This is a genomic window from Myroides sp. A21 (assembly GCF_000807225.1).
Classification (GTDB): Bacteria; Bacteroidota; Bacteroidia; order Flavobacteriales; family Flavobacteriaceae; genus Flavobacterium; species Flavobacterium odoratimimum.
The window spans coordinates 861,722-882,713 of sequence record NZ_CP010327.1 but is presented as its reverse complement, the minus strand read 5'-3'; the positions used below and the strand labels follow the sequence as shown (position 1 = coordinate 882,713).

18 protein-coding genes and 6 tRNA genes are annotated in these 20,992 nt (G+C 36.0%); 15 read left to right on the top strand and 9 right to left on the bottom strand.

What is annotated here, in order from left to right; genetic code table 11:
- Nucleotides 1-254: 254 nt before the first annotated feature.
- A complete protein-coding gene (locus MYRA21_RS04115) occupies nt 255-818 on the bottom strand; it encodes a 1-acyl-sn-glycerol-3-phosphate acyltransferase (RefSeq protein WP_039328624.1) in 564 nt (187 codons plus the stop codon).
- A gap of 223 nt (nt 819-1,041) precedes the next feature.
- Nucleotides 1,042-3,861: a DNA polymerase I gene (polA, locus tag MYRA21_RS04110; protein WP_006259728.1), complete on the bottom strand. Its 2,820-nt coding sequence runs from the start codon at nt 3,859-3,861 to the stop codon at nt 1,042-1,044.
- 183 nt (nt 3,862-4,044) lie between these two features.
- Between polA and MYRA21_RS04105 the strand changes: the two genes are divergently transcribed.
- On the top strand, nt 4,045-5,286 hold the full coding sequence (locus MYRA21_RS04105) for a metallophosphoesterase (RefSeq protein WP_006259727.1): 1,242 nt from the start codon (nt 4,045-4,047) through the stop codon (nt 5,284-5,286).
- A gap of 68 nt (nt 5,287-5,354) precedes the next feature.
- Nucleotides 5,355-5,648, top strand: coding sequence for a co-chaperone YbbN (locus MYRA21_RS04100; RefSeq protein WP_006259726.1), 294 nt, complete (start codon nt 5,355-5,357; stop codon nt 5,646-5,648).
- Here MYRA21_RS04100 and MYRA21_RS04095 read toward each other — a convergent pair.
- The 5 genes from MYRA21_RS04095 to MYRA21_RS04075 all read right to left on the bottom strand — a co-directional run bounded on the left by MYRA21_RS04095 (nt 5,643) and on the right by MYRA21_RS04075 (nt 12,541).
- Complete coding sequence (locus MYRA21_RS04095; RefSeq protein WP_006259725.1) at nt 5,643-6,272, bottom strand: polysaccharide deacetylase family protein; 630 nt, start codon at nt 6,270-6,272, stop codon at nt 5,643-5,645. The two genes, MYRA21_RS04100 and MYRA21_RS04095, sit on opposite strands and share 6 nt — an antisense overlap.
- A gap of 74 nt (nt 6,273-6,346) precedes the next feature.
- Nucleotides 6,347-7,756 carry an efflux transporter outer membrane subunit gene (locus MYRA21_RS04090; RefSeq protein ID WP_006259724.1) on the bottom strand — a complete coding sequence of 470 codons (1,410 nt, stop codon included), beginning with the start codon at nt 7,754-7,756 and terminating at the stop codon, nt 6,347-6,349.
- 1 nt (nt 7,757) lies between these two features.
- Nucleotides 7,758-10,901, bottom strand: a complete 3,144-nt coding sequence (locus tag MYRA21_RS04085; protein WP_006259723.1) for an efflux RND transporter permease subunit — start codon at nt 10,899-10,901, stop codon at nt 7,758-7,760.
- A gap of 3 nt (nt 10,902-10,904) precedes the next feature.
- A complete protein-coding gene (locus MYRA21_RS04080; RefSeq protein ID WP_006259722.1) occupies nt 10,905-12,059 on the bottom strand; it encodes an efflux RND transporter periplasmic adaptor subunit in 1,155 nt (384 codons plus the stop codon).
- Nucleotides 12,060-12,067: 8 nt separating this feature from the next.
- Nucleotides 12,068-12,541: a GbsR/MarR family transcriptional regulator gene (locus MYRA21_RS04075; protein WP_006262267.1), complete on the bottom strand. Its 474-nt coding sequence runs from the start codon at nt 12,539-12,541 to the stop codon at nt 12,068-12,070.
- A 242-nt stretch (nt 12,542-12,783) separates the two neighbouring features.
- Here MYRA21_RS04075 and MYRA21_RS04070 point away from each other — a divergent pair.
- From MYRA21_RS04070 to MYRA21_RS04045, 6 genes are all read left to right on the top strand, one after another.
- A tRNA-Gly gene (locus MYRA21_RS04070) sits at nt 12,784-12,856 on the top strand.
- A gap of 37 nt (nt 12,857-12,893) precedes the next feature.
- A tRNA-Gly gene (locus tag MYRA21_RS04065) sits at nt 12,894-12,966 on the top strand.
- Nucleotides 12,967-13,003: 37 nt separating this feature from the next.
- Nucleotides 13,004-13,076, top strand: a tRNA-Gly gene (locus MYRA21_RS04060).
- A 37-nt stretch (nt 13,077-13,113) separates the two neighbouring features.
- Nucleotides 13,114-13,186: transfer RNA gene (locus MYRA21_RS04055), tRNA-Gly, on the top strand.
- A 37-nt stretch (nt 13,187-13,223) separates the two neighbouring features.
- Nucleotides 13,224-13,296: transfer RNA gene (locus MYRA21_RS04050), tRNA-Gly, on the top strand.
- Between the two features lie 37 nt (nt 13,297-13,333).
- Nucleotides 13,334-13,406, top strand: a tRNA-Gly gene (locus MYRA21_RS04045).
- Nucleotides 13,407-13,446: 40 nt separating this feature from the next.
- On the opposite strand, the gene pepE is transcribed toward MYRA21_RS04045, so the two are convergent.
- Complete coding sequence (gene pepE / locus MYRA21_RS04040) at nt 13,447-14,199, bottom strand: dipeptidase PepE (protein ID WP_006259720.1); 753 nt, start codon at nt 14,197-14,199, stop codon at nt 13,447-13,449.
- Nucleotides 14,200-14,244: 45 nt separating this feature from the next.
- Here pepE and MYRA21_RS04035 point away from each other — a divergent pair, with 45 nt between their 5' ends.
- From MYRA21_RS04035 to MYRA21_RS04010, 6 genes are all read left to right on the top strand, one after another.
- On the top strand, nt 14,245-14,997 hold the full coding sequence (locus MYRA21_RS04035) for a hypothetical protein (RefSeq protein WP_006259719.1): 753 nt from the start codon (nt 14,245-14,247) through the stop codon (nt 14,995-14,997).
- An 83-nt stretch (nt 14,998-15,080) separates the two neighbouring features.
- Nucleotides 15,081-15,818: a hypothetical protein gene (locus tag MYRA21_RS04030; protein WP_006259718.1), complete on the top strand. Its 738-nt coding sequence runs from the start codon at nt 15,081-15,083 to the stop codon at nt 15,816-15,818.
- 261 nt (nt 15,819-16,079) lie between these two features.
- Nucleotides 16,080-16,847: a hypothetical protein gene (locus MYRA21_RS04025; RefSeq protein ID WP_006259716.1), complete on the top strand. Its 768-nt coding sequence runs from the start codon at nt 16,080-16,082 to the stop codon at nt 16,845-16,847.
- 146 nt (nt 16,848-16,993) lie between these two features.
- Complete coding sequence (locus MYRA21_RS04020; protein ID WP_230486180.1) at nt 16,994-17,755, top strand: hypothetical protein; 762 nt, start codon at nt 16,994-16,996, stop codon at nt 17,753-17,755.
- A gap of 87 nt (nt 17,756-17,842) precedes the next feature.
- Nucleotides 17,843-18,142 carry a twin-arginine translocase TatA/TatE family subunit gene (locus MYRA21_RS04015; RefSeq protein ID WP_006259714.1) on the top strand — a complete coding sequence of 100 codons (300 nt, stop codon included), beginning with the start codon at nt 17,843-17,845 and terminating at the stop codon, nt 18,140-18,142.
- Entirely contained in the window at nt 18,142-18,705 is a 564-nt protein-coding gene (locus MYRA21_RS04010; RefSeq protein WP_006259713.1) for a phosphatase PAP2 family protein, read from the top strand. The genes MYRA21_RS04015 and MYRA21_RS04010 overlap by 1 nt, the downstream gene beginning before the upstream one ends.
- A gap of 46 nt (nt 18,706-18,751) precedes the next feature.
- Here the strand turns inward: MYRA21_RS04010 and MYRA21_RS04005 are convergent, their stop codons facing one another.
- Nucleotides 18,752-19,393: an O-methyltransferase gene (locus MYRA21_RS04005; protein WP_006259712.1), complete on the bottom strand. Its 642-nt coding sequence runs from the start codon at nt 19,391-19,393 to the stop codon at nt 18,752-18,754.
- Between the two features lie 439 nt (nt 19,394-19,832).
- Here MYRA21_RS04005 and MYRA21_RS04000 point away from each other — a divergent pair, with 439 nt between their 5' ends.
- A complete protein-coding gene (locus MYRA21_RS04000) occupies nt 19,833-20,990 on the top strand; it encodes a serine hydrolase (RefSeq protein WP_006259711.1) in 1,158 nt (385 codons plus the stop codon).
- Nucleotides 20,991-20,992 lie beyond the last annotated feature (2 nt).

The following is a 20,992-nucleotide window of genomic DNA, read 5'->3' as shown; positions in this document are numbered from 1 at the left end:
ATTCAGCATGTGCTTTTATTTGAGAAAACATGCATTTTGGTTTTGAATGAGTCCGTAGTGAGTCCGTTATGAGTCCGTAGTGACTCCGTAAAATCTTATAAAATAACGGAGTCATTATGGACTTAATATTGAAATAATAAGGTCATGTACTGAATCTATCTCGTTTAGAACTGATAGATGTCTAATGTAAGAGTGGTAACATAAAGAGATTTTGGTTACCTAGTGTAGTTATTCTCTTCTACTTCTATGAGCCTTTAATATAATTTTGAATTGTAGTTCTCTGGATACTTTGCCATCTCTGCATTATAGTGAGGGCCGATTTCGTCTAATACTTGTTCGAATGTTTTATCTTCCACATGGACAAGTTTAATGATACCACATTCTTTCTTTTTATAATCTGCATATCCTAATACGATAGGTACATTAGCAGATTTAGCGATATGGTAAAACCCTTGTTTCCATTGATCAGAATACCCACGGGTACCCTCAGGAGTATTAATGATAGCTATATCATCAGTAGTATTAATGACATTGACTGCGTATTCTACTAGATTTTGTCTTTTGGTTCTATCTACACCGATACATCCAAGTGCTTTAAAGAAAAAACCAAACCATGCTTTAGTATAATAATCTTTTATAAACATGCGTATAGGTACCCCCATAATCCAGAAGCAGGCTAATGCGTAGTAGAAGTCCCAGTTAGAAGTATGAGGAACGCAGATAAGTACAGTCTTCCTTTCTTTTTTTGGGTCAAAGTTATTAGGAGCGTACTTCCATCCCGTGATTCCTAACATTATTTTGCCTAGTAACTTTTTCATCTTGTTTATCTTAATAATTATTTGAGGCAAATATAGAATAATTTAGTTAGGTCTAGATTACATGATTATTGTAATAAAATGCTAATGTTATTATCAGTAATAGAGTAGGTAGTTAAAAATAGAAGTGATGCTCATCATTATGCAATAAGTTGATTCTAAATATGAACAAAAGAAATCCCCTTGAAGACATCTAAACTTCAAGGGGATACTATATATGTTTTAATTAATGTGCTTCTAGCCAATTTTCTCCAGTACCTAGGTCTACTATTAATGGTACATCTAGTTTATAAGCGTTTTCCATTTCAGATTTGACCATTGTCTTTAATGCTTCAAGTTCTTCTTTATGAGCATCAAAGACAAGCTCATCGTGTACTTGTAGTAGCATCTTAGATTTCCAATTCTCAGCAGTCAACTTCTTGTTGATATTGATCATCGCTATCTTTATAATGTCTGCGGCACTACCTTGTATAGGAGCATTGACAGCATTACGCTCAGCTGCACCTTTCACGACAGCATTATGAGAGTGAATATCCTTTAGATATCTTCTACGACCTAAGATAGTCTGTACATATCCATGCTCACGAGCGAAATCTATCTGAGTAGCGATATAACTCTTCAGTTTAGGATAGGTAGCATAGTAAGCATCGATTAGCTCCTTGCTCTCTGCGCGGGATAGATTAGTCTGATTACTTAGTCCGAAGGCAGATACTCCATAGATAATACCGAAGTTAACAGTCTTGGCATGACTACGTTGTTCTTTAGTTACTTCTTCTAAAGGTACATTGAATACCTTAGCAGCAGTAGAACGGTGAATATCCTCTCCACGTTGGAACGATTCTAGCATATTAGGCTCTTGACTCAGTGCTGCTATGATGCGCAGTTCTATCTGAGAGTAATCGGCTGCTAGTAGAACGTAGTTCTCATCACGAGCTACAAAGGCTTTTCTTACCTGACGACCTCTCTCTGTACGAATAGGAATATTCTGTAAGTTAGGGTTGTTAGAACTAAGACGACCTGTAGCAGCTACAGCTTGCATATATTCTGTGTGTACTCTATTCGTTTTTATATTCACTTGGTCAGGTAGTGCATCTACATAAGTATTTTGTAGTTTTACTAACTGTCTCCATTCTAATATGTCTCGTACTATCTCGTGCTTAGGTGCTAAGTCACTTAATATTTCTTCACCAGTAGCATATTGACCTGTTTTTGTTTTCTTAGGTTTAGAGCCTCCTATTTGAAGTTTTTCGAATAGAATGTCACCTAATTGTTTTGGTGATGCAAGATTAAATTCTTCTCCTGCTTCTAAGAATATGCGTTGTTCTAACAGCTTAATGTCAGTAGATAAGGTGTCAGATAGCGACTTTAGATATTCAGTATCTAAGCGTATACCTTCTGTCTCCATATCTGCTAATACATTTACTAGAGGTATTTCGATATTGTCAAATAACTCTTGTGTATGTGTAGCAACTAATTGAGGCGCAAAAGTTTCTTTTAGTTGATAAGTGATATCAGCATCTTCTCCTGCATATTCTTTGACTATCTCGGCATCTATGTCACGCATAGTCTTTTGATTCTTTCCTTTTTTACCGATTAGTTCTTCGATAGGTTGCGGTGTATATTTAAGGTAAGTCTCTGCTAATACGTCCATATTATGGCGCATATCAGGATTGATTAAATAATGAGCAATCATCGTGTCAAACAGAGGACCTTTTACTACAATGTCATATTGTTTTAGAATCTTGATATCATATTTAAGGTTTTGTCCTATTTTCTCAATATTTTCTGCTTCAAAGAAAGGAGCGAATTGCTGTGCAAGCGCCTTTGCCTCGTCTTGGTTCTCTGGGAAAGGTACATAGAATGCTGTCCCTTTTTCAAAAGAGAAAGCTATACCTACTAATTCTGCAGTAAAAGGGTCTAAACCTGTCGTCTCTGTATCAAAGCACACTGACTTTTGGTTTAGTAAGTTTTGGATTAATAAACGAATAGCCATACTGCTATTACACAGTTGGTATACGTGATTAGTTGTATTTAGATTACCAAAATAAGCTTCAGTAGAGGAAGAGGTATTACTCGAATCATCTCCAAAAAGAGAGAATTGCTCATCAGCTCCACTTGTAGTTGTAGCAGTAACTGTTGGAGTAGGAATGGCCTCTTTTCCTTTATTGAATAGTTTATCGAATTGTTCTTTCATTCTTCTAAACTCAAGTTCAATAAACAAAGCTTCTGATTTCTCAATATCAGGACATTCTAGTATATAGTCTTTTTCATTGAATTGTACAGGACAGTCTAGGATGATAGTAGCCAGTTTTTTAGAAAGTAATCCTTTCTCTTTATTTGCTTCTATATTCTCTTTCATTTTACCTTTTAGCTCATGTGTATTGGCTAATAGGTTTTCCATAGAACCGTATTGCTTGATAAATTTCTTCGCTGTTTTTTCTCCTACACCAGGTAGTCCAGGGATATTATCCACAGCATCCCCCATCATTCCTAAGAAGTCTATCACTTGTTCTGGATAGTCTACTTCGAATTTCTCTTTTACTTGGTCTACTCCCCATATTTCGATACCATTCCCCATACGAGCTGGTCTATACATAAAGATATTCTCAGATACTAACTGAGCATAATCTTTATCCGGAGTCACCATATATACTTCGAAGCCTTCTTTCTCTGCCTGTTTAGACAATGTTCCGATAAGGTCATCAGCTTCATACCCGCTCACTTCTACGATAGGGATATGCATGGCTTCTAAGATTTGCTTAATATACGGAACAGCTATTTTGATGGCTTCTGGAGTCTCATCTCTATTAGCCTTGTATTCTGGAAATAATTCTAATCTTAAATCACTACCACCTCTGTCAAAAGCAACAGCTAGGTGATCAGGAGATTCTCTTTTTATAACGTCTATTAGTGAGTTCATAAACCCTAGAATAGCAGAGGTATCAAGACCTTTAGAGTTAATTCTAGGGTTTTTTATAAATGCGTAGTATCCTCTAAATATTAAAGCATAGGCATCTAGTAAGAAAAGACGATTTTTATTAGCCATCTATAATGTGGTTTTTTATTAAGGGTAATTATTTATATGTTCAAAGATAATGAATTTGTAGTAGGACTTAGGAGAGAACAAAAGTTTTGTGATTTAGATGTTTGATAAATATCATTAAATATTGTTAAAGATACTTTGAAAGCATTTGGAAAAAATTAAATTTGTTATTTATAGATTATTGAAATGGGGAGATTTATAGTATTACTGTTAGTATTTATTATAATAGAGTTTTATTGTTTTCAGGCTGTTCGTCAGGTGACTAAAAATAAGCTAATGAGATGGGGCTATGTGGTGGTCTCTTTATTGGGTATTATATATATCATATATGGTTTTTCACAGTTTGATCGCAATCACGCTAGGAATCATCAGTCGCTAGTAGCAGGAGCTTTAGTTATCTTATTCTATTTGCCTAAAGCGATTATTACTATATTACTAATTACTGAGGATGTAGTAAGAATAGGTAGAGGTATCTGGAATTATAGTAAAGGCGTTAAAGTAAAGAAAGAGGATAAAGAATCTTTCGTGCCAGGGCGAAGAAAGTTTGTATCTCATCTTGCCTTTGGGATAGCGTCTATACCTTTTATCTCAGTATTACACGGTATCACGATAGGGCGATATAAATTCGAGGTTAGGAAGAGTATCATAGAGTTTGAGGATTTGCCAGAGGCGTTTGATGGATTTAAGTTTACCCATATTTCTGATATACACAGTGGGAGTTTTGACAATGAAGAGAAGATTAGATATGCGGTAGAGTTAATTAATAGTCAAGAATCAGATGCACTGTTATTTACGGGAGACTTAGTGAATAGTCTAGCAGATGAGATGCTTCCGTGGTATGATGTGTTCAATAAAATACGCCATTATAAATATGGTAAATACTCTATATTAGGAAATCATGATTATGGAGATTATGCACATTGGGACACAGAGGAAGAGAGACAAAAGAACTTTAAAGATATCTGTGATATCAGTCCAAAGTTAGGTTTCAGATTATTGAGAAATGAGCATGTGTGGTTTGAGAAAGATGGTCAACGGATAGCAGTGGTAGGAGTAGAAAACTGGGGAGTACGAGGACACTTTCAGAAACTAGGAGATTTAGATAAGTCTACAGAAGGAGTGAACTCTAAAGACTTTAAGATCTTAATGAGTCATGATCCATCACACTGGGAAGCTAAAATATTAGAACACAAAAAGAATTTTCAATTGACTCTAGCAGGTCATACGCATGGTAGTCAGTTCGGTATAGAGATACCTGGATTTATAAAATGGAGTCCTATACAGTATGTGTATAAGCAGTGGGCAGGGCTTTATGAGAAGATGGGTAAGTATATTTATGTAAATAGAGGATTTGGATATCACGCTTATCAAGGACGTACAGGTATCTGGCCAGAAATCACAGTGATAGAATTAAGGCGAAAAAAGTAAAGAATATTGCTAAAAAGTGATATTTTTGTATATTAAAAGAAGTTTATAGTAAAGTTAATTTATATTATATGTCAAAATTCGGAGAGTTAGTAACAGCAGATGTTCCTGTTTTAATCCACTTTTATGCACAGTGGAACGAAGCATGTACTACTATGAATCCTGTCTTAATCGATGTAGCAGCTGCTATGGGGGATAGGTTGCGTATAGTAAAAATAGATGTTGAGAAAAATGGTGAACTAGTAGAGGCTTTAAGAATAAAGCAAGTGCCTACTATGATGCTGTATAAAAGAGGTAGTATGATCTGGCGCCAAAGCGGTGTTATGGATGCAAACTCTCTTATCAATGTCACTAAGACACTATAACGTAGAGAAGGTATACCCTTTAGATAATAAGTAGTCAATAGTCTTAGGTAAGGCATAGTATAAATTATGACTAGCCTTGATACTATCATGAAATACAATAATACTTCCAGGAGCCATATTCGTTATGGCTCTTTTATAACATTCTTCAGGAGTGGTGTTCTTATCATAATCTTTGGTAAGATGTGACCACATGATGATGTCATATCCTTCTGATATTACTTGTTTAGCTTGTTGCTTTTTTATTTTACCATAAGGAGGTCTGAATAGACGTGTTCTGTTCTCAAAGCTAGTGTGTTTGGCCATTTCTTCCGTTGATAAGCAGAAGTTGTTTATATATACTTCATTTGCGTTTTTCCAGCCATTTAAGTGATTAAAAGTATGATTGCCTATCTGATGTCCTTCTTGTAAGATTCTATTGAATAGAGCAGGGTGTTTTCTCACATTATCACCTATGCAGAAGAATGTGGCTTTTACTTGATACTGCTTCAGTATATCTAATACCCATTCTGTGACTTCGGGTATAGGGCCATCGTCAAAAGTTAAGTAAATGTGCTTTTGAGTATTTGGCCTTTTCCAAGTGTATTTTGGAAAAAGAAGAGGAAGAAGTAATCTAGAGATATTCATAAGTCAAATGTATAAAAAAAGAGTAGTTAACTAAATAACTACTCTCTTTTAATGAATAACAATTAACTATAAAATTATTTTATACCACCTCCGACAGCTCTATAAAGCTGTACGATAGAGGTAAGTTGTGCTAATTCTGTATTAATGTAACTTAATTCTGCAGCAAGTGCACTCTCTCTAGCTGTCAATACATCTAGGTAGTTAGCCATACCTTGTACTAATAACTCTTCTGAGTATTCAGTAGCTAGGTTATATGCTTCGTATTCTTGCTTTTTAAGTTTTAACTTATCTGAAGAACTGTGGTAAGTGTATAATGCATCAGAAACTTCTTTTGACGCATTAAGAATAGATAGTTTATAACTTAGGTAAGCAGATTCTTGTTTTGCTTTAGCTACCTCATGTGCAGTTCTAACTTTTCTACCATTTAATAAAGGTTGAGTTAAACCACCGATGAAGTTTGCAAATAAAGAACTTGTATTGAATAAGTTATCAAAATCTAAACTCTGTAAACCACCATTCGCTGTAAGTCTGAAAGATGGATAGAAGTTCGCTCTAGAAACATTAGTCATTTCAAAAGCGTTAATTAATCCATACTCAGCAGCTCTTACATCAGGTCTATTGCTTAATAATTGAAGTGGTACACCAACAGAAAGGTCAGCATTAAGTTTTTGACTCTTAAGTTCTCCTCTAGTGATTGTACCAGGATTATTACCTAATAGAATACTGAATGCGTTCTCTGTTAGTTTGATATTGTTTTCAAGATCAACTAAAAGAGCTTTTGCATTGAACAATTGTGCTTGAGTTTGCTTAACAGCTACTTCATTCACTTGTCCAGATTCTTTTAAAGCTTCAATCGTTTCTAAACTGTTAGTTCTGTTTACGATAGTTTGTTCTGTTACACGTTTTTGTTCATCTAAAGCTACTAATTGAAAATACGTTGTAGCGATAGTAGAGATTAACTGAGTTTTTACAGCTTGGTGAGCAGAAAGAGTTTGTAGGTAGCTAGCACCTGCAGCTCTTTTATCACTTCTGATTTTACCCCATACATCTAGTTCCCAAGAGAACTGTCCTGTAACATCATACAAATCATTTTTAACTCTAGTATCTCCAAAAGCGATACCTTGAGGTCCGTTTTTAGATAATACAGAGTGAGTATAGTTAGCACCTAGGTTTAATGTAGGAGCGTATCCCCATTTACCTTGTTGCATATAAGCGTGAGCAGCATTGATATTCTCTAATGCGATTCTGATATCTAAGTTATTTTCTAATCCGTGTTCAATGTATTGAATAAGCGTTTGATCAGAGAATAGCTCTTTCCATGACATATTTGCCATAGAAAGAGTATCTTGAGATATGTTATCAGTACGGAATTGCGCTTCGTTAGTTACTTCAGGTCTCTCGTAATTTTTAGATACGATACAAGACTGCATAGTAACAGCTAAAACAGCAATAGGTAAAGCTCTATATAAAGTTTGTTTTTTCATATTATTCTGACTTGTGCTCTACGAATTTAATCGGTTTAATTTTTTCTTGTATGTATTGGAAGATAGCGTAAAGTACTGGAATTACGAATACCCCAAGTATAGTACCAATCAATAGACCAAATGCTGCACCAGTACCGATAGATCTGTTACCCACATCTCCAACACCTTTAGCGAATACTAATGGCATCATACCTAAGATGAAGGCAAAAGAGGTCATTAAGATCGGTCTTAGACGAGCTTTAGCACCGTTGATTGCAGACTCTGCTATAGACTCTCCATGCTGACGTCTCTGTAAAGCGAACTCCACAATAAGAATAGCATTCTTAGCAAGAAGCCCGACCAGCATCACCAGGGCAATCTGGAAGTAAATATTGTTTTCTAATCCTGCATATTTCTGTGCGATGAACGCTCCCATGATACCAGTAGGTAATGATAAGATTACAGCTAGTGGTAATAAGTAACTTTCATACTGAGCAGATAATAAGAAGTAAACGAAAATAATACATAAAGCAAAGATCATCACAGTTTGGTTACCAGAGCTAATCTCCTCTCGAGATAGACCTGTAAAGTCAATACCGTAATCAGTGCTCAAGGTTTGAGCAGCTACTTCTTGTACCGCTTTAATTGCGTCTCCAGAACTGTATCCTGGTTTAGGAGCTCCTGTGATATTCGAAGATGTAAATAAGTTATAGCGGTTCACTGACTGTGGACCATATACTTTTTTCAAATCAACGAACTGAGTTACCGGAGTCATTTCTCCTGAAGCAGTTCTTACATAAATCTCGTTTAAGCTATTCTTGTCTGATCTGTACTCAGGTAAAGACTGCACCATTACACGGTATTGTTTACCAAAACGAGTAAAGTCAGCTGCATAGATACCTCCAATATACCCTTGAAGAGCAGAGAAAATATCACTTACTAGTACTCCTGATTCTTTAGCTCTAGGGATATTTAAGTCTAACTCGTATTGAGCATAGTTTGTATTAAATGATGACTGAGCATATAAGATTTCAGGACGTTGCATTAATGCTCCTAAGTATTCTTTTGATTTTTGGTCAAAGTCAGTAAGCGCACCTCCAGTTTTATCTAATAATTTCATCTCAAAACCTGAAGACATACCGAAACCTGGTATACTTGGCGGTTGGAAGAAAATCATTCTAGCATCTTGGAACTGTGTAGCAGCGATACCAAACAGTTTACCAATGATCGCATCAGTTGCTAACTCAGGTGTAGTTCTATCTTTAAAGTCGTCTAGCTTAATCATCGCCATACCGTAGTTAGAACCTTGTCCGTTGATGAATGAGAATCCTGATACGATAGTTACCCCTTCTACTCCTGGGATTTGCTGTACTACTTTAGAGAACTGTTGTTGTAAACTCGTTACACGGTCTTGAGAAGCACCAGCAGGTAACTCGATATTACCCATGATGAATCCACGGTCTTCGTTTGGTACGAATCCACTAGGCATTGTTTTAGCAGCATAATATGTAATACCTAAACACGCAAGTAAGATGGCAAACGTAGTCCATTTATGTTTTAATAAGAACTTAAATGAGTTACCATATTTGTGAGTTAATTTGTTGAATGCAACGTTGAATGCATCAAAGAAGCGTTGAACAAAGTTTCTTTTCTTTCCTTCTCCATGAGCTCCATGTTGAGTTAAGAACAGTGCACATAATGCAGGACTCAAGGTCAAGGCGTTAACAGCCGAAATTAAAATCGCAACAATAAGTGTAATACCGAACTGCTTATAGAATACTCCTGTAGGACCTGGAATAAAGGTTACAGGTATAAATACAGCAGACATTACTAATGTAATCGAGATAATAGCACCTGAAATCTCACTCATGGTGTTTAAACTCGCTTCTTTAGCATCTTGGCCTGTCTCTTCCATCTTCGCATGCACAGCCTCTACTACCACGATGGCATCATCCACCACAATACCGATGGCCAGTACAAGTGCAAACAGTGTTAACAAGTTAATTGAGAACCCGAATACACTTAAGAAAAAGAACGTACCTATAATTGCAACTGGTACAGCAATTAAAGGAATTAACGTAGAACGGAAATCCTGTAAGAAGATATATACCACTACGAATACTAGTAAGAATGCCTCTATAAGTGTGCTGATTACTTTACTAATAGATGCATCTAAGAATTCGTTCGTATCCATCAGTACTGTATAATTAATACCATCAGGGAACGAAGTCTTCATATTCTCAAGTTCAGTATGTAAGTTCTGAATAATCTCTTGAGCGTTAGAACCTGGTGTTTGGTAGATAGCCATAGCTACAGCAGGGTGTCCATTTTGTTCAGAACTACCTACATAAGACATTGCACCTAATTCTATCTTAGCGACATCTTTCAAGTATAGTACTTGTCCATTACCCAATGATTTTACTACGATATTTTCGTATTGGTCTTGCGTTTTATATTTACCACTATACTTAATTACATATTGGAATGCCTCAGCATTATTTTCACCTAACTGACCAGCAGCAGCCTCTAAACTCTGTTCGTTTAGGACTCTTACAACATCAGAAGGAACTAATCCATAAGCTTTCATCTTAGCAGGGTCAATCCAAATACGCATAGAGTAGTTACGAGAACCAAAAGCCTGTGCATCCCCAACACCACTTACACGTTTTAGTACAGGAATAACGTTAATATTCATGTAGTTTTGGATGTAAATAGCATCGTAGTTAGGGCTTGTCGAATAGAAAGACAAGAACATTAATGCACTTGTTTGTTGTTTCTGAGTAGTTACCCCTGAACGCGTTACCTCTGCTGGTAAAAGTGGTGTAGCACGTGCCACACGGTTTTGTACGTTTACTGCAGCGATATCCGGGTCAACTCCTTGTTTAAACACAACTTGAATACTAGCACTACCATCATTCGATGCTGTAGAGGTAATATAGTCCATGTTTTCAACCCCGTTCACCTGTTCTTCAATAGGAATAACAACAGATTGCATTACTGTCTCAGCATTGGCTCCAGGATATGAAGCAGCAATCTGTACAGTAGGCGGCGCAATATCTGGATATTGCGTAACTGGAAGTACTGTTAATCCCAGTACCCCTAGTATTACTATAAGTATAGAAATAACTGTAGATAATACAGGTCTTTCAATAAATGTTTTTAACATACTTTAGAATGTTGATTTGATGTCTTCGTTAATTTTTTCAAATTTCTCTGGTACTGGAGTTATAGGAGATCCACTGCGCAGTGTTCCTAAGCCTGTTCCAATGATTTTTTCTCCTTTTTTGACACCATCTTTTACGATTGCCAACTTGTTGATTCTATCGATTACTTCGATCTTAGTAGCCTTAGCTGTATCGTTTGCCACAGTATATACATATACCTGACCTTGTTGTTCGAATGTAGCTGATTCAGGAACTACTAATACATTAGTATATTCGTTAGGAAGTAATAAGGTACCACTATTACCATTAGCCAACAATCTGTTAGGGTTGTTAAAAGCAGCTCTTAACTGTACTGTACCCGTAGTTGGATTAATTTGACCTGAGATAGTTTCGATTTTACCAGGTTCTTCATACACTTGTCCATTAGCTAACTGTAATTTTACTGTAGGTAAGTGACTTAATTTCTCTTTTAAAGATTTACCTTCTATTTTTTCTAAGAAATCGAAGTATTCTTTTTCATTAAGTGTGAAATAAGCAAATACACTACTGTCATCTGATACTACAGTTAACGGTTGAGGGTCACTAGGGCTTACTAATGCCCCTTCACGGAAGTTAATTTGTCCTACAATACCATCGATAGGGCTTTTAACCACAGCGTAGTCAATATTAGCAACTATACTTTTGTGTTGTGCTTTAGCATTAGCTACTTGACTCTTTGCACTAGCTAAGTTAGCTTCAGCAGTTTCTAACTGGATTTTACTGATAATCCCTTTGTTTACCAGAGGTACTAATTTGTCAACGTTTACTTGAGCAACATTAACTTGAGCTTCAGCTGTTCTGATTGCTGCTTTAGCTGCATCAGCACTTTCGTTTAAAGTGTTCGTCTCAAGTCTAAATAGAGGTTGTCCTTTTCTAACGATTGCACCTTCGTCTACATAAACTTCTTGAATGTATCCAGCTATTTTAGCACGAACGCTACTAGCAACTTTCCCTTGGATATTAGTAGGGTAGTTTTTATAACCTGTTACATTTTGAGTAGGTACTTCGATTACTTTGTAAGGTAATGCCTGAGGTCCCCCTTGCTGTTGATCTTTATTTCCGCATGACGCTACAGTGATAGCGATTGCAGCGAAAGTGATCGATTGTAAATAACGTTTCATATAATTACTTAATTTGTACTTTTTAATTTTTCTATTGTATCTGCTAAATGACTTTTACTTTTTGCTAAATGATCTATATAAAGTTCTACTTTATTGTTGCAATTGTCTGTTTTTAAAACACCTTCATCAACGAATTTAAGCATTTTAAGACACAATGCATGCTCACGTTCTAATACATCTCTAATGATTTGTAATCTTAGAGTCATATAGTTAGGGTTCAATCTGAAGTATCTTTTTCTTTCATCAATCTTATTGAAATGCTCAATTTGGTTATTCGAAATCAATAGATTTAAACTTGTAGAGACAGAACTCTTACTTGCATTTAATCTTTCAACTAATTCATCAAAAGTCACGCCATCTCTGTTATTATTAAACATAATGTATGTATAAATCTGTGCAGTTAATGGTGAGAAGTGGTGCACCAGTTCATGGTGAGCGCAATAATCTTGGAATAAGTCTACTAAATTTTGGTCGTATTGCATTTTACTTTAATGTTTTGAGAGATGCAAATATACGGTTAGTTTTGTAATTACCGAACCAACCAAACTTAAAAGTTTCTTAATTATTTAGATGGCGTCTATATAAGATGTATTTTATAGTAGGAACATTTTTGCATCTATTTGATATTATGATAGAAAACATTTAATTGAAGAATTATTTAAAAAAAATCAACTAAAATGCTTGCATCAAAATTAAAAATAGCATTATATTTGCATCCACAAAAGCGGAAGTAGCTCAGTTGGTAGAGCTCCAGCCTTCCAAGCTGGTTGTCGCGAGTTCGAGCCTCGTCTTCCGCTCTGCAAACCTGATGTAGGTTTTAAAATAACATCATCTGCGGAAGTAGCTCAGTTGGTAGAGCTCCAGCCTTCCAAGCTGGTTGTCGCGAGTTCGAGCCTCGTCTTCCGCTCTACAAACCTGATGTAGGTTTTAAAATAACATCATCTGCGGAAGTAGCTCAGTTGGTAGAGCTCCAGCCTTCCAAGCTGGTTGTCGCGAGTTCGAGCCTCGTCTTCCGCTCTACAAACCTGATGTAGGTTTTAAAATAACATCGTCTGCGGAAGTAGCTCAGTTGGTAGAGCTCCAGCCTTCCAAGCTGGTTGTCGCGAGTTCGAGCCTCGTCTTCCGCTCTATAAACCTGATGTAGGTTTTAAAATAGCATCATCTGCGGAAGTAGCTCAGTTGGTAGAGCTCCAGCCTTCCAAGCTGGTTGTCGCGAGTTCGAGCCTCGTCTTCCGCTCTACAAACCTGATGTAGGTTTTAAAATAACATCATCTGCGGAAGTAGCTCAGTTGGTAGAGCTCCAGCCTTCCAAGCTGGTTGTCGCGAGTTCGAGCCTCGTCTTCCGCTCTATAAAAAAAGCCCTAACATTTGTTAGGGCTTTTTTTGTTTAGTTAAGATGGCTTAAGTCTGTATTAGTTTTTACTTCATAAGCTTCTTTATTTTGCTCAAATATTCTAGCGTCTAATTCACCTTTTAGAGTGATTCGGTCACCTTTTACTTCTAACCAACTACCTTCTCTAAGCCCTACTACAGGTTGTGTATTAAAAGCGTGGAACTCATTGATACGTGTTTCTCTAGTTTCTCCCATATGAGTCGAACCTTCGATAGGGTCTAGGTAATGAGGATTTAGATTAAAGGGTACGAAACCAAATGTCTTGAATGAAGGAGGATATACGATAGGCATATCATTAGTCGTTTCCATTGTTAGTCCACAGATATTACTTCCCGCACTACATCCTAGATAAGGAGTTCCGTTGTTTACAACATCTATTACCGCATTCAGTACATTGTTTTTATAGAGTTGTTGTACCAATAAGAAGGTGTTTCCTCCTCCTGTGAAGATTCCCTCTGCTTGTTGTAAAGCTTCTACTGGGTTAGTGTACTCATGTATTCCTTTGACATCAATATTGATAGTAGCAAAAGCGGTTCTTACTTTTTCTGTATATTGATCATGCGTGATGCCTCCTGGTCTTGCATAAGGAATAAACAATAGTGTTGATATGTTCTTAAAATGTTCTTTTAATGTCGGTAATAAGTACTCTAGATAAGTTCCATTATATATGGTAGAAGTACTCGCAATAATTAGATTTTTCATGTGGATAAATAATTTTTGTAAAAATAAGTCGTTTAAATAGAACATTTGCCTTTTCACCTGCAAATGTTCACCTAACTATAAAACACTATCATGAACCTAACTCAAAAACTCTTGAGTATAATACTGCTTTTTGTAAGTAGTATTCACCTTGCTCAGGACTCCCCATCCGTTCTTAATGGAAAAATAGTGACTAGAGACGGAAACTTTGAAGGAATAGTGATTCTAAATTCTTCAAAGGACATTTCTGTATTATCTGATGATAAGGGGTACTTCTCTATTCGCAGTCATATTAATGATACGATAAGATTTATCAGTCCTAATCATACAGAGTATCAGTATGTAGTTAACGAATTTGATATCAAGCGCAGTCCTGTACTATTTCCATTAGAACCGTTATACAGCATCAATAGACTTGACGAGATTGTCATCACGAAGATAGATAGTGATGCACTAGGCTTTACAGATAAATATACGAAGAGGTACACACCTGCAGAACGCAAACTCAGAACTGCTAAAACAGGTGGAGGAATGATACCAATAGATCCCTTTGTAAATATGCTGTCAGGGAGAATGAGTATGCTTAAGAAGAACCTTGCTTATGAGAAGACAGACCACAGAGTAGATAAGCTGATAGAAGTGGTTACTAACGAACGATTAGTTGATTACTATCAAATACCTTTAGATTATGTGGAGGGTTTTGCGTATTATGCAGTAGAAAAAACAGAAATAAAAGAGTTACTCAATGTAGGAATGGTTAATGTCAATGAATTAGAAAGAGAGCTTACACCAGTGGTATTTGAATTTCTAGAAATGATTAAGAATAAGAAGGAAGAAGAAATATGATATGTGTACAAGGTCATATTTAGTATAATATAAAGAAGGCTGTCAAGGCAGAGTATTGTCTTCCAATAAATAGAAGTATTGTAATGAATATAATTCAGAAGTTATTGACTTTATTAATCTTGTTAACTGGGATAGGTCACGGTTTGGCTCAAGAACAGGGAGGGATGATAAGTGGTAAGCTAGTCACTCGTGGAGGTGATTTAGATGGGACTGTGGTCACTAATATCAATAGAAGCAAAACGACATTAGCGGATAAGAAAGGTTATTTTGATATATATGGAGAACCACAAGATACTATACGATTTAGTAGTGTATATCATATGGAATATACTTATGTCATAGCAGAAGCAGATATAAAGGGAGGTGTGCTCTTATTTCCCTTAGAACCCTTGCCTGATTTAAGTACGAGATTAAACGAGATTCTAATCACTAAAGTAGATGCAGGAGGACAAGGATTTACAAATAAATATACGAAAAGATATACTCCTGCAGAACGAAAGCTCAGAACAGCTACTACAGGAATATTAGATCCACTGGTGAATTTATTATCTGGTAGGACTGCCATGCTTAAGAAGAATCTAGCATATGAGAGGGAGGACTTCAGAGTAAGTAAGTTGTTAAACACGATAGATGAAGAAAGGTTAGTAGAGTATTATAAGATACCTCCTGATTATGTAGAGAGCTTTGCGTACTATGCTGTGTCTAGAGAAGAGATAAGAGATATCGTAAATGCTACGATAATTGATACTAAATTCTTAGAAAGAATGATAGCTCCAATTGTATTAGATTTTCTAGAAATGGTCAAAACGAAGACAAAATAACCTATTATAGCTTACTTATACTTCTTCCTAGTCTTGTAGTATTTGCTTGTTCTAGAAGAATAGAGGAGGTGTAACTTCTCTTCTTTTGATCACCTCTGAGTTATTAGAGATTTAAATAGATCGGGGGGCATTGAGGTAATAGAGATAGATGGGTGTGGTTAGATGGAAGTTTTATTGAATACTTATTTTGAGTTTTAGGAATGTTAGCAGAGTTTATCAATGCTTTGCTTGCTTAGAAGTGAACACTTTATAAACTAGTATATGAAGAATATAAAATACATTGCCATTATAGTAACTCTTCTTTTGGGAGAATTTGTATTAGCTCAAGAAGGATTAAAGACATTAAATGGAAAAATTCTTTTTAGAGATGGCGATAGAGATGAAGTGTTGGTTCTTAATGCTTCTAAAGGAACTTCTGTATTTTCAGATGATAAGGGATACTTCAGTCTGCAGGGGGAAGCGAATGATACTTTGAGATTCGTTAGTTTATCATACCTATTACATGTGTATATGATTACTGAAGTAGATTTAAACAGAGACCTTGTTCTGTTTTCTTTAGAAAGAAATACTATAGGAGAGGTATTGGACGAAATAGTTGTTACGAAAAAGAATAAGTCTCCATACCCTAAATATACTTATAAGTCTAAAGGGCCTAGTCCTATGGAACGACAGCTAGCTTATGCTACTTCTGGTCTTATCGCACCTTTAATCAATATGCTCAACGGTAGAACTAAGATGCTTAAGAAAGCGCTGGTCTATGAGCGTGCCGGGTTTAGAGCAGATAAATTTTTAGACTACGTAAGTGATGAGCTATTGGTTGATAAATATAAGATACCTTATGACTACGTAGAGAGTTTTGCTCTTTATGCAGTGAACGATGAGAAGGTAAAAGAAGCACTAGAGGTAACACCTGTAGATATGACTTACCTAGAGACAGTGATTGCTCCTGTAGCAGTCGACTTCTTAGAAGTGATTAAGGACAGACCTTTTAAAGAATTAGAACAACAAGTACCGGGGCAGAGCGATTAAATAAGTGATTTATCTAGTTATAGGTCGTTATTTAAACAGGATCAGTTATAGTGTTTATAAGCACATTGTTTTATTTAACATAAGTTTGCGAGGGTAAAATTTGTGTATCCTATAGAATGGAATATTTTTACAATTATAATTAAGGAATGATGAGAATATTTGTAGCCTTTCTATTAATATTGAACTTTTCTGTTGTTTTCGCGCAAGAAAGAAAGATGATAGATGGTAAGATTGTATCTAGAACGAAGAGATTAGATGGGGTATATGTAGCGAATATTAATACTGGAGAGTCTACGATGACTGCTCCTGGAGGATATTTTAAACTGAAGGCACAGGAGAATGATACGATTATGTTTTCAGGACCTGTTTTTCTAGGATATAGACATCAGTTAGATGATATAGATTTAAAGAGAGATATTATTTTAATACCACTAGAGCCTAACTCACTCTATTATGAATTAGACGAAATAGTGATCACGAAGATCACTTCAGAATCTCTAGGGCTAATCCCTAAAGGGACTAAGATACGTACACCAGCTGAGCGTAAGTTATATACCGCTACTACAGGAAGTGGACTGATTTCTGTAGATGCGATAGTGAATATGATTTCAGGACGTACTAAGATGCTGAAGAAAGCATTAGCTTATGAAAGACAAGAAGGACGAAAAGATAAGTTCTTAATGTATATTAGCCCAGAAAAGCTGACTAAAGATTACAGCATTCCTAAAGATTATGTTTACGGGTTTGCCTATTATGTAGCTACAGATGAGTTAATGTCTTCTATTCTGAACACGAATATAGTAGACGAAAAGAAAGTCGCTAGTAGGGCTGGAGAACTTGCCTTAGAGTTTATAGAGCTGATCCAGGAGAAGTTAGATCTAGAAGTGAAGCAGACTAAGATAGAATAGTTTAACAAATGGTTTTAGATAAAATCTATGTGAGAATTTAATAAACTTCGTAGATTTGTAACCTTATAAATAGAAAAACGAATATTTATGTTTGGAATCGGAGGGGGTGAAATATTTTTCATCATTATTATAATTTTAATGTTGTTTGGTTCTGATAAGGTTCCAGAGATGGCACGTACCTTTGGTAAGTTTATGGCTCAGTTAAAGAATGCAACAAACGATATCAAACACGAAATCAATAAAAGCGCAGAAGAGTCTGGTATTAAAAAAGATATAACAGAGACTTTCGATATAGATATTAATCCTATGAAGGATATTCAGAATGAAGTAGAGAAGCAGAAAGAGGACATTGAGAATATTACAGGGCCAATAAAAAGACAACTTTAATGTTAGAAACAATTGTGCAGTGGGATAAGGAACTAATGCTGTTCTTAAACAACTTAGGTACTCCTACATTTGACCCATTTTGGTTATTTATCACGAAGCAGTTTAACTGGCTTCCGTTTTACCTCTTATTACTTTACCTAGTATATAAGAAAGTATCCCTAAAGACACTGGGTATTATCCTGTTGTTCATAGCAGGGCTTATCGCCTTTACAGATCAGTCTACTAATCTAGTCAAAAGTACAGTAGGTCGCCCTAGACCGTGTAGTACAGAGGATATTAAAGCGATGCTTAGAGTAGTGAAGTGCAGTAGTTCACTGAGTTTCTTCTCAGGACATGCCTCTAACTCTACTGCGACGATGCTGTTCTTATTCTTAATATTGAGAAGATATTATAAGTACGCGTTTTTAGTATTTATATTCCCACTCGTATTTGCATATAGTAGAATCTACTTGTCATTGCATTTCCCTACAGACATTTTCGTAGGAATGTGTGCAGGAATTATCTCAGGAACATTATTCTACCAAGGATTTAAATGGGTAGAAAAGAAATATAAGTTAGTTTAACTAACACTAAAAAAAGGCTTAGAATCTATATTTTAAGCCTTTTTTGTTATCGTACTCTTGATACTGTTAGTCCATCTCTTATCGGTAATAGTATCGTCTCTACACGAGGATCTTCTTTTAGTAATTTATTATACTGATCGATCTCTATAGTAGCTCTATCATTCCATTTGATATCTTCTACTACCTTACCAGACCATAGGACATTATCAGATAGGATGATTCCTCCCTTATTCATCTTCTCGATGATGAGGTGAAAGTAGTTTGTGTAATTCTTTTTATCTGCATCTAAGAACACTAGGTCGAACTTCTTATCTAAAGTAGGGATAATGTCTAATGCACTACCTAAGTGCTGAGTGATCTGATGCCCATAGTCAGACATATCGAAGTATTTTCGTTGAAAGTCTACTAACTCTTCGTTTACATCTATTGTATCGATAGTACCATCAGCTCTCAGCCCTTCTGCTAGTGATAGTGTAGCATATCCGGTGAATGTACCTACCTCTAATATGTGCTGAGGGTTAACTAGCTTAGAGATCATACTCAAAAAACGACCTTGGAAGTGACCACTCAGCATTCTAGGCTGTAGTACTTTTTGGTACGTTTCTTTATCTAGTTTGGCTAATAACTCAGGCTCATTTTCTGAGTGTCTTGCCGCATAATCCTCTAACTCTGGTGATATAAAATGCATAATCGAAATTCAAGTAATAATTAAAGGCACAAATATAATCCTAGATTGAACGTTGACCAAATACTCCTGTAGTTTTATGATTATTAGTCTATTTAGAGTTTGCTTAGACCGTAAATAGCGATATATACTGTAGATCTACTGTATAGATGGTTCGGATAGAGAATTAGTACAGTTCGCAAAAACACCTCTTAACCCTAGTATTTACTTGGTATTTCCGAACACTATCCGAACAGAAATTACATTAATAAACAGGAAGTGTTGATGTAGAGTGGATTATGCTCTATGTAGAACTTCATAATAGGTCAAAAAGGTAATTAATAGCCAAATACTCCAAATAGAGTCATCGTGATGTGATCATATTAAAAGGTGTTATTAAAAATAACTGCTAGAGAAGTGATTTATTTTTCTAAATTTATAGGAACCAATTATTTAAACTATTATGAAGGTATTAAAGAAAGTTCTGAAGTGGCTAGTGATTTTGATAGCGCTAGTTGTGGCACTGATGTATATATTTAAAGTGGATTACCTCTTTACGGCGGTGCGTACCATATACTTTAATGGATATAAGACAGCATTCTTAGATGATTATAAATATTTTCCGACTAGGGAGATTAAGAATGATGTAGGGCAGCCGTGGGCATTCACGAAGGATTATAATACGATAAAAGCGAGTGACAACTTAGAGAATACGCATAAAGAACTGGAGTCTATAGCTTATTTAGTCATCAAGAATGATAGTATCTTCTATGAGGCTTATTATGACGGGTATGGAAAGGACTCTTATACTAACTCTTTCTCGATGGCTAAGAGTATCGTATCTGCAGCCTTAGGTAAGGCATTACAGAGGGGTGAGATCAAGAGCTTAGATCAGAAGGTAATAGAGTTTTTACCAGAGTTAAAAGGGAAGTATAAAGACGAAGTGACTGTAGGAGACCTGTCTTCTATGGCGTCAGGATTAGATTGGGATGAGGCATATTACAGTCCGTTCTCAGTGGTGACGAGAGCTTATTTTGATAAAGATTTGAGAAATGTAATGCTAGGCTTAGAGATAAAGGATAAGCCTGGACAAGAGTTTATTTATAAAAGTGGAGATACAGAGCTATTGACGATGGTGTTAGAGAAAGCTACTGGTAAGTATATGACGGATTATATATCAGAACATTTCTGGAAGCCTATGGGAGCAGAGAATCCAGCGTTATGGCAGATAGATCATGAAGGGGATGGTGTAGAGAAGTCATACTGTTGTTTTACGAGTAATGCACGTGATTTTGCTAGATTTGGTAAGTTGTATAAAGACGGGGGATTGTGGAACGGTGATATGATATTAGATAGTACGTTTATTAAAAAGTCAGTTACTCCACGTTTTAAAGATGCGCCTGAGTATGGCTATGGTTGGTGGTTAGTGAATCACAATGGACAAGATTTCTTCTATATGCGAGGTCATTTAGGACAGTTCGTGATCGTGTCTCCTAAGGATAATGTGATCATTGTGCGTCTAGGACACTTAAAGGGATTACAGACAGAGGAAGATCCTCATAGTAACGATCTGTATACTTATATCGATGAGGCTTATAATATGTTGAACCAAAGGAAATAAGA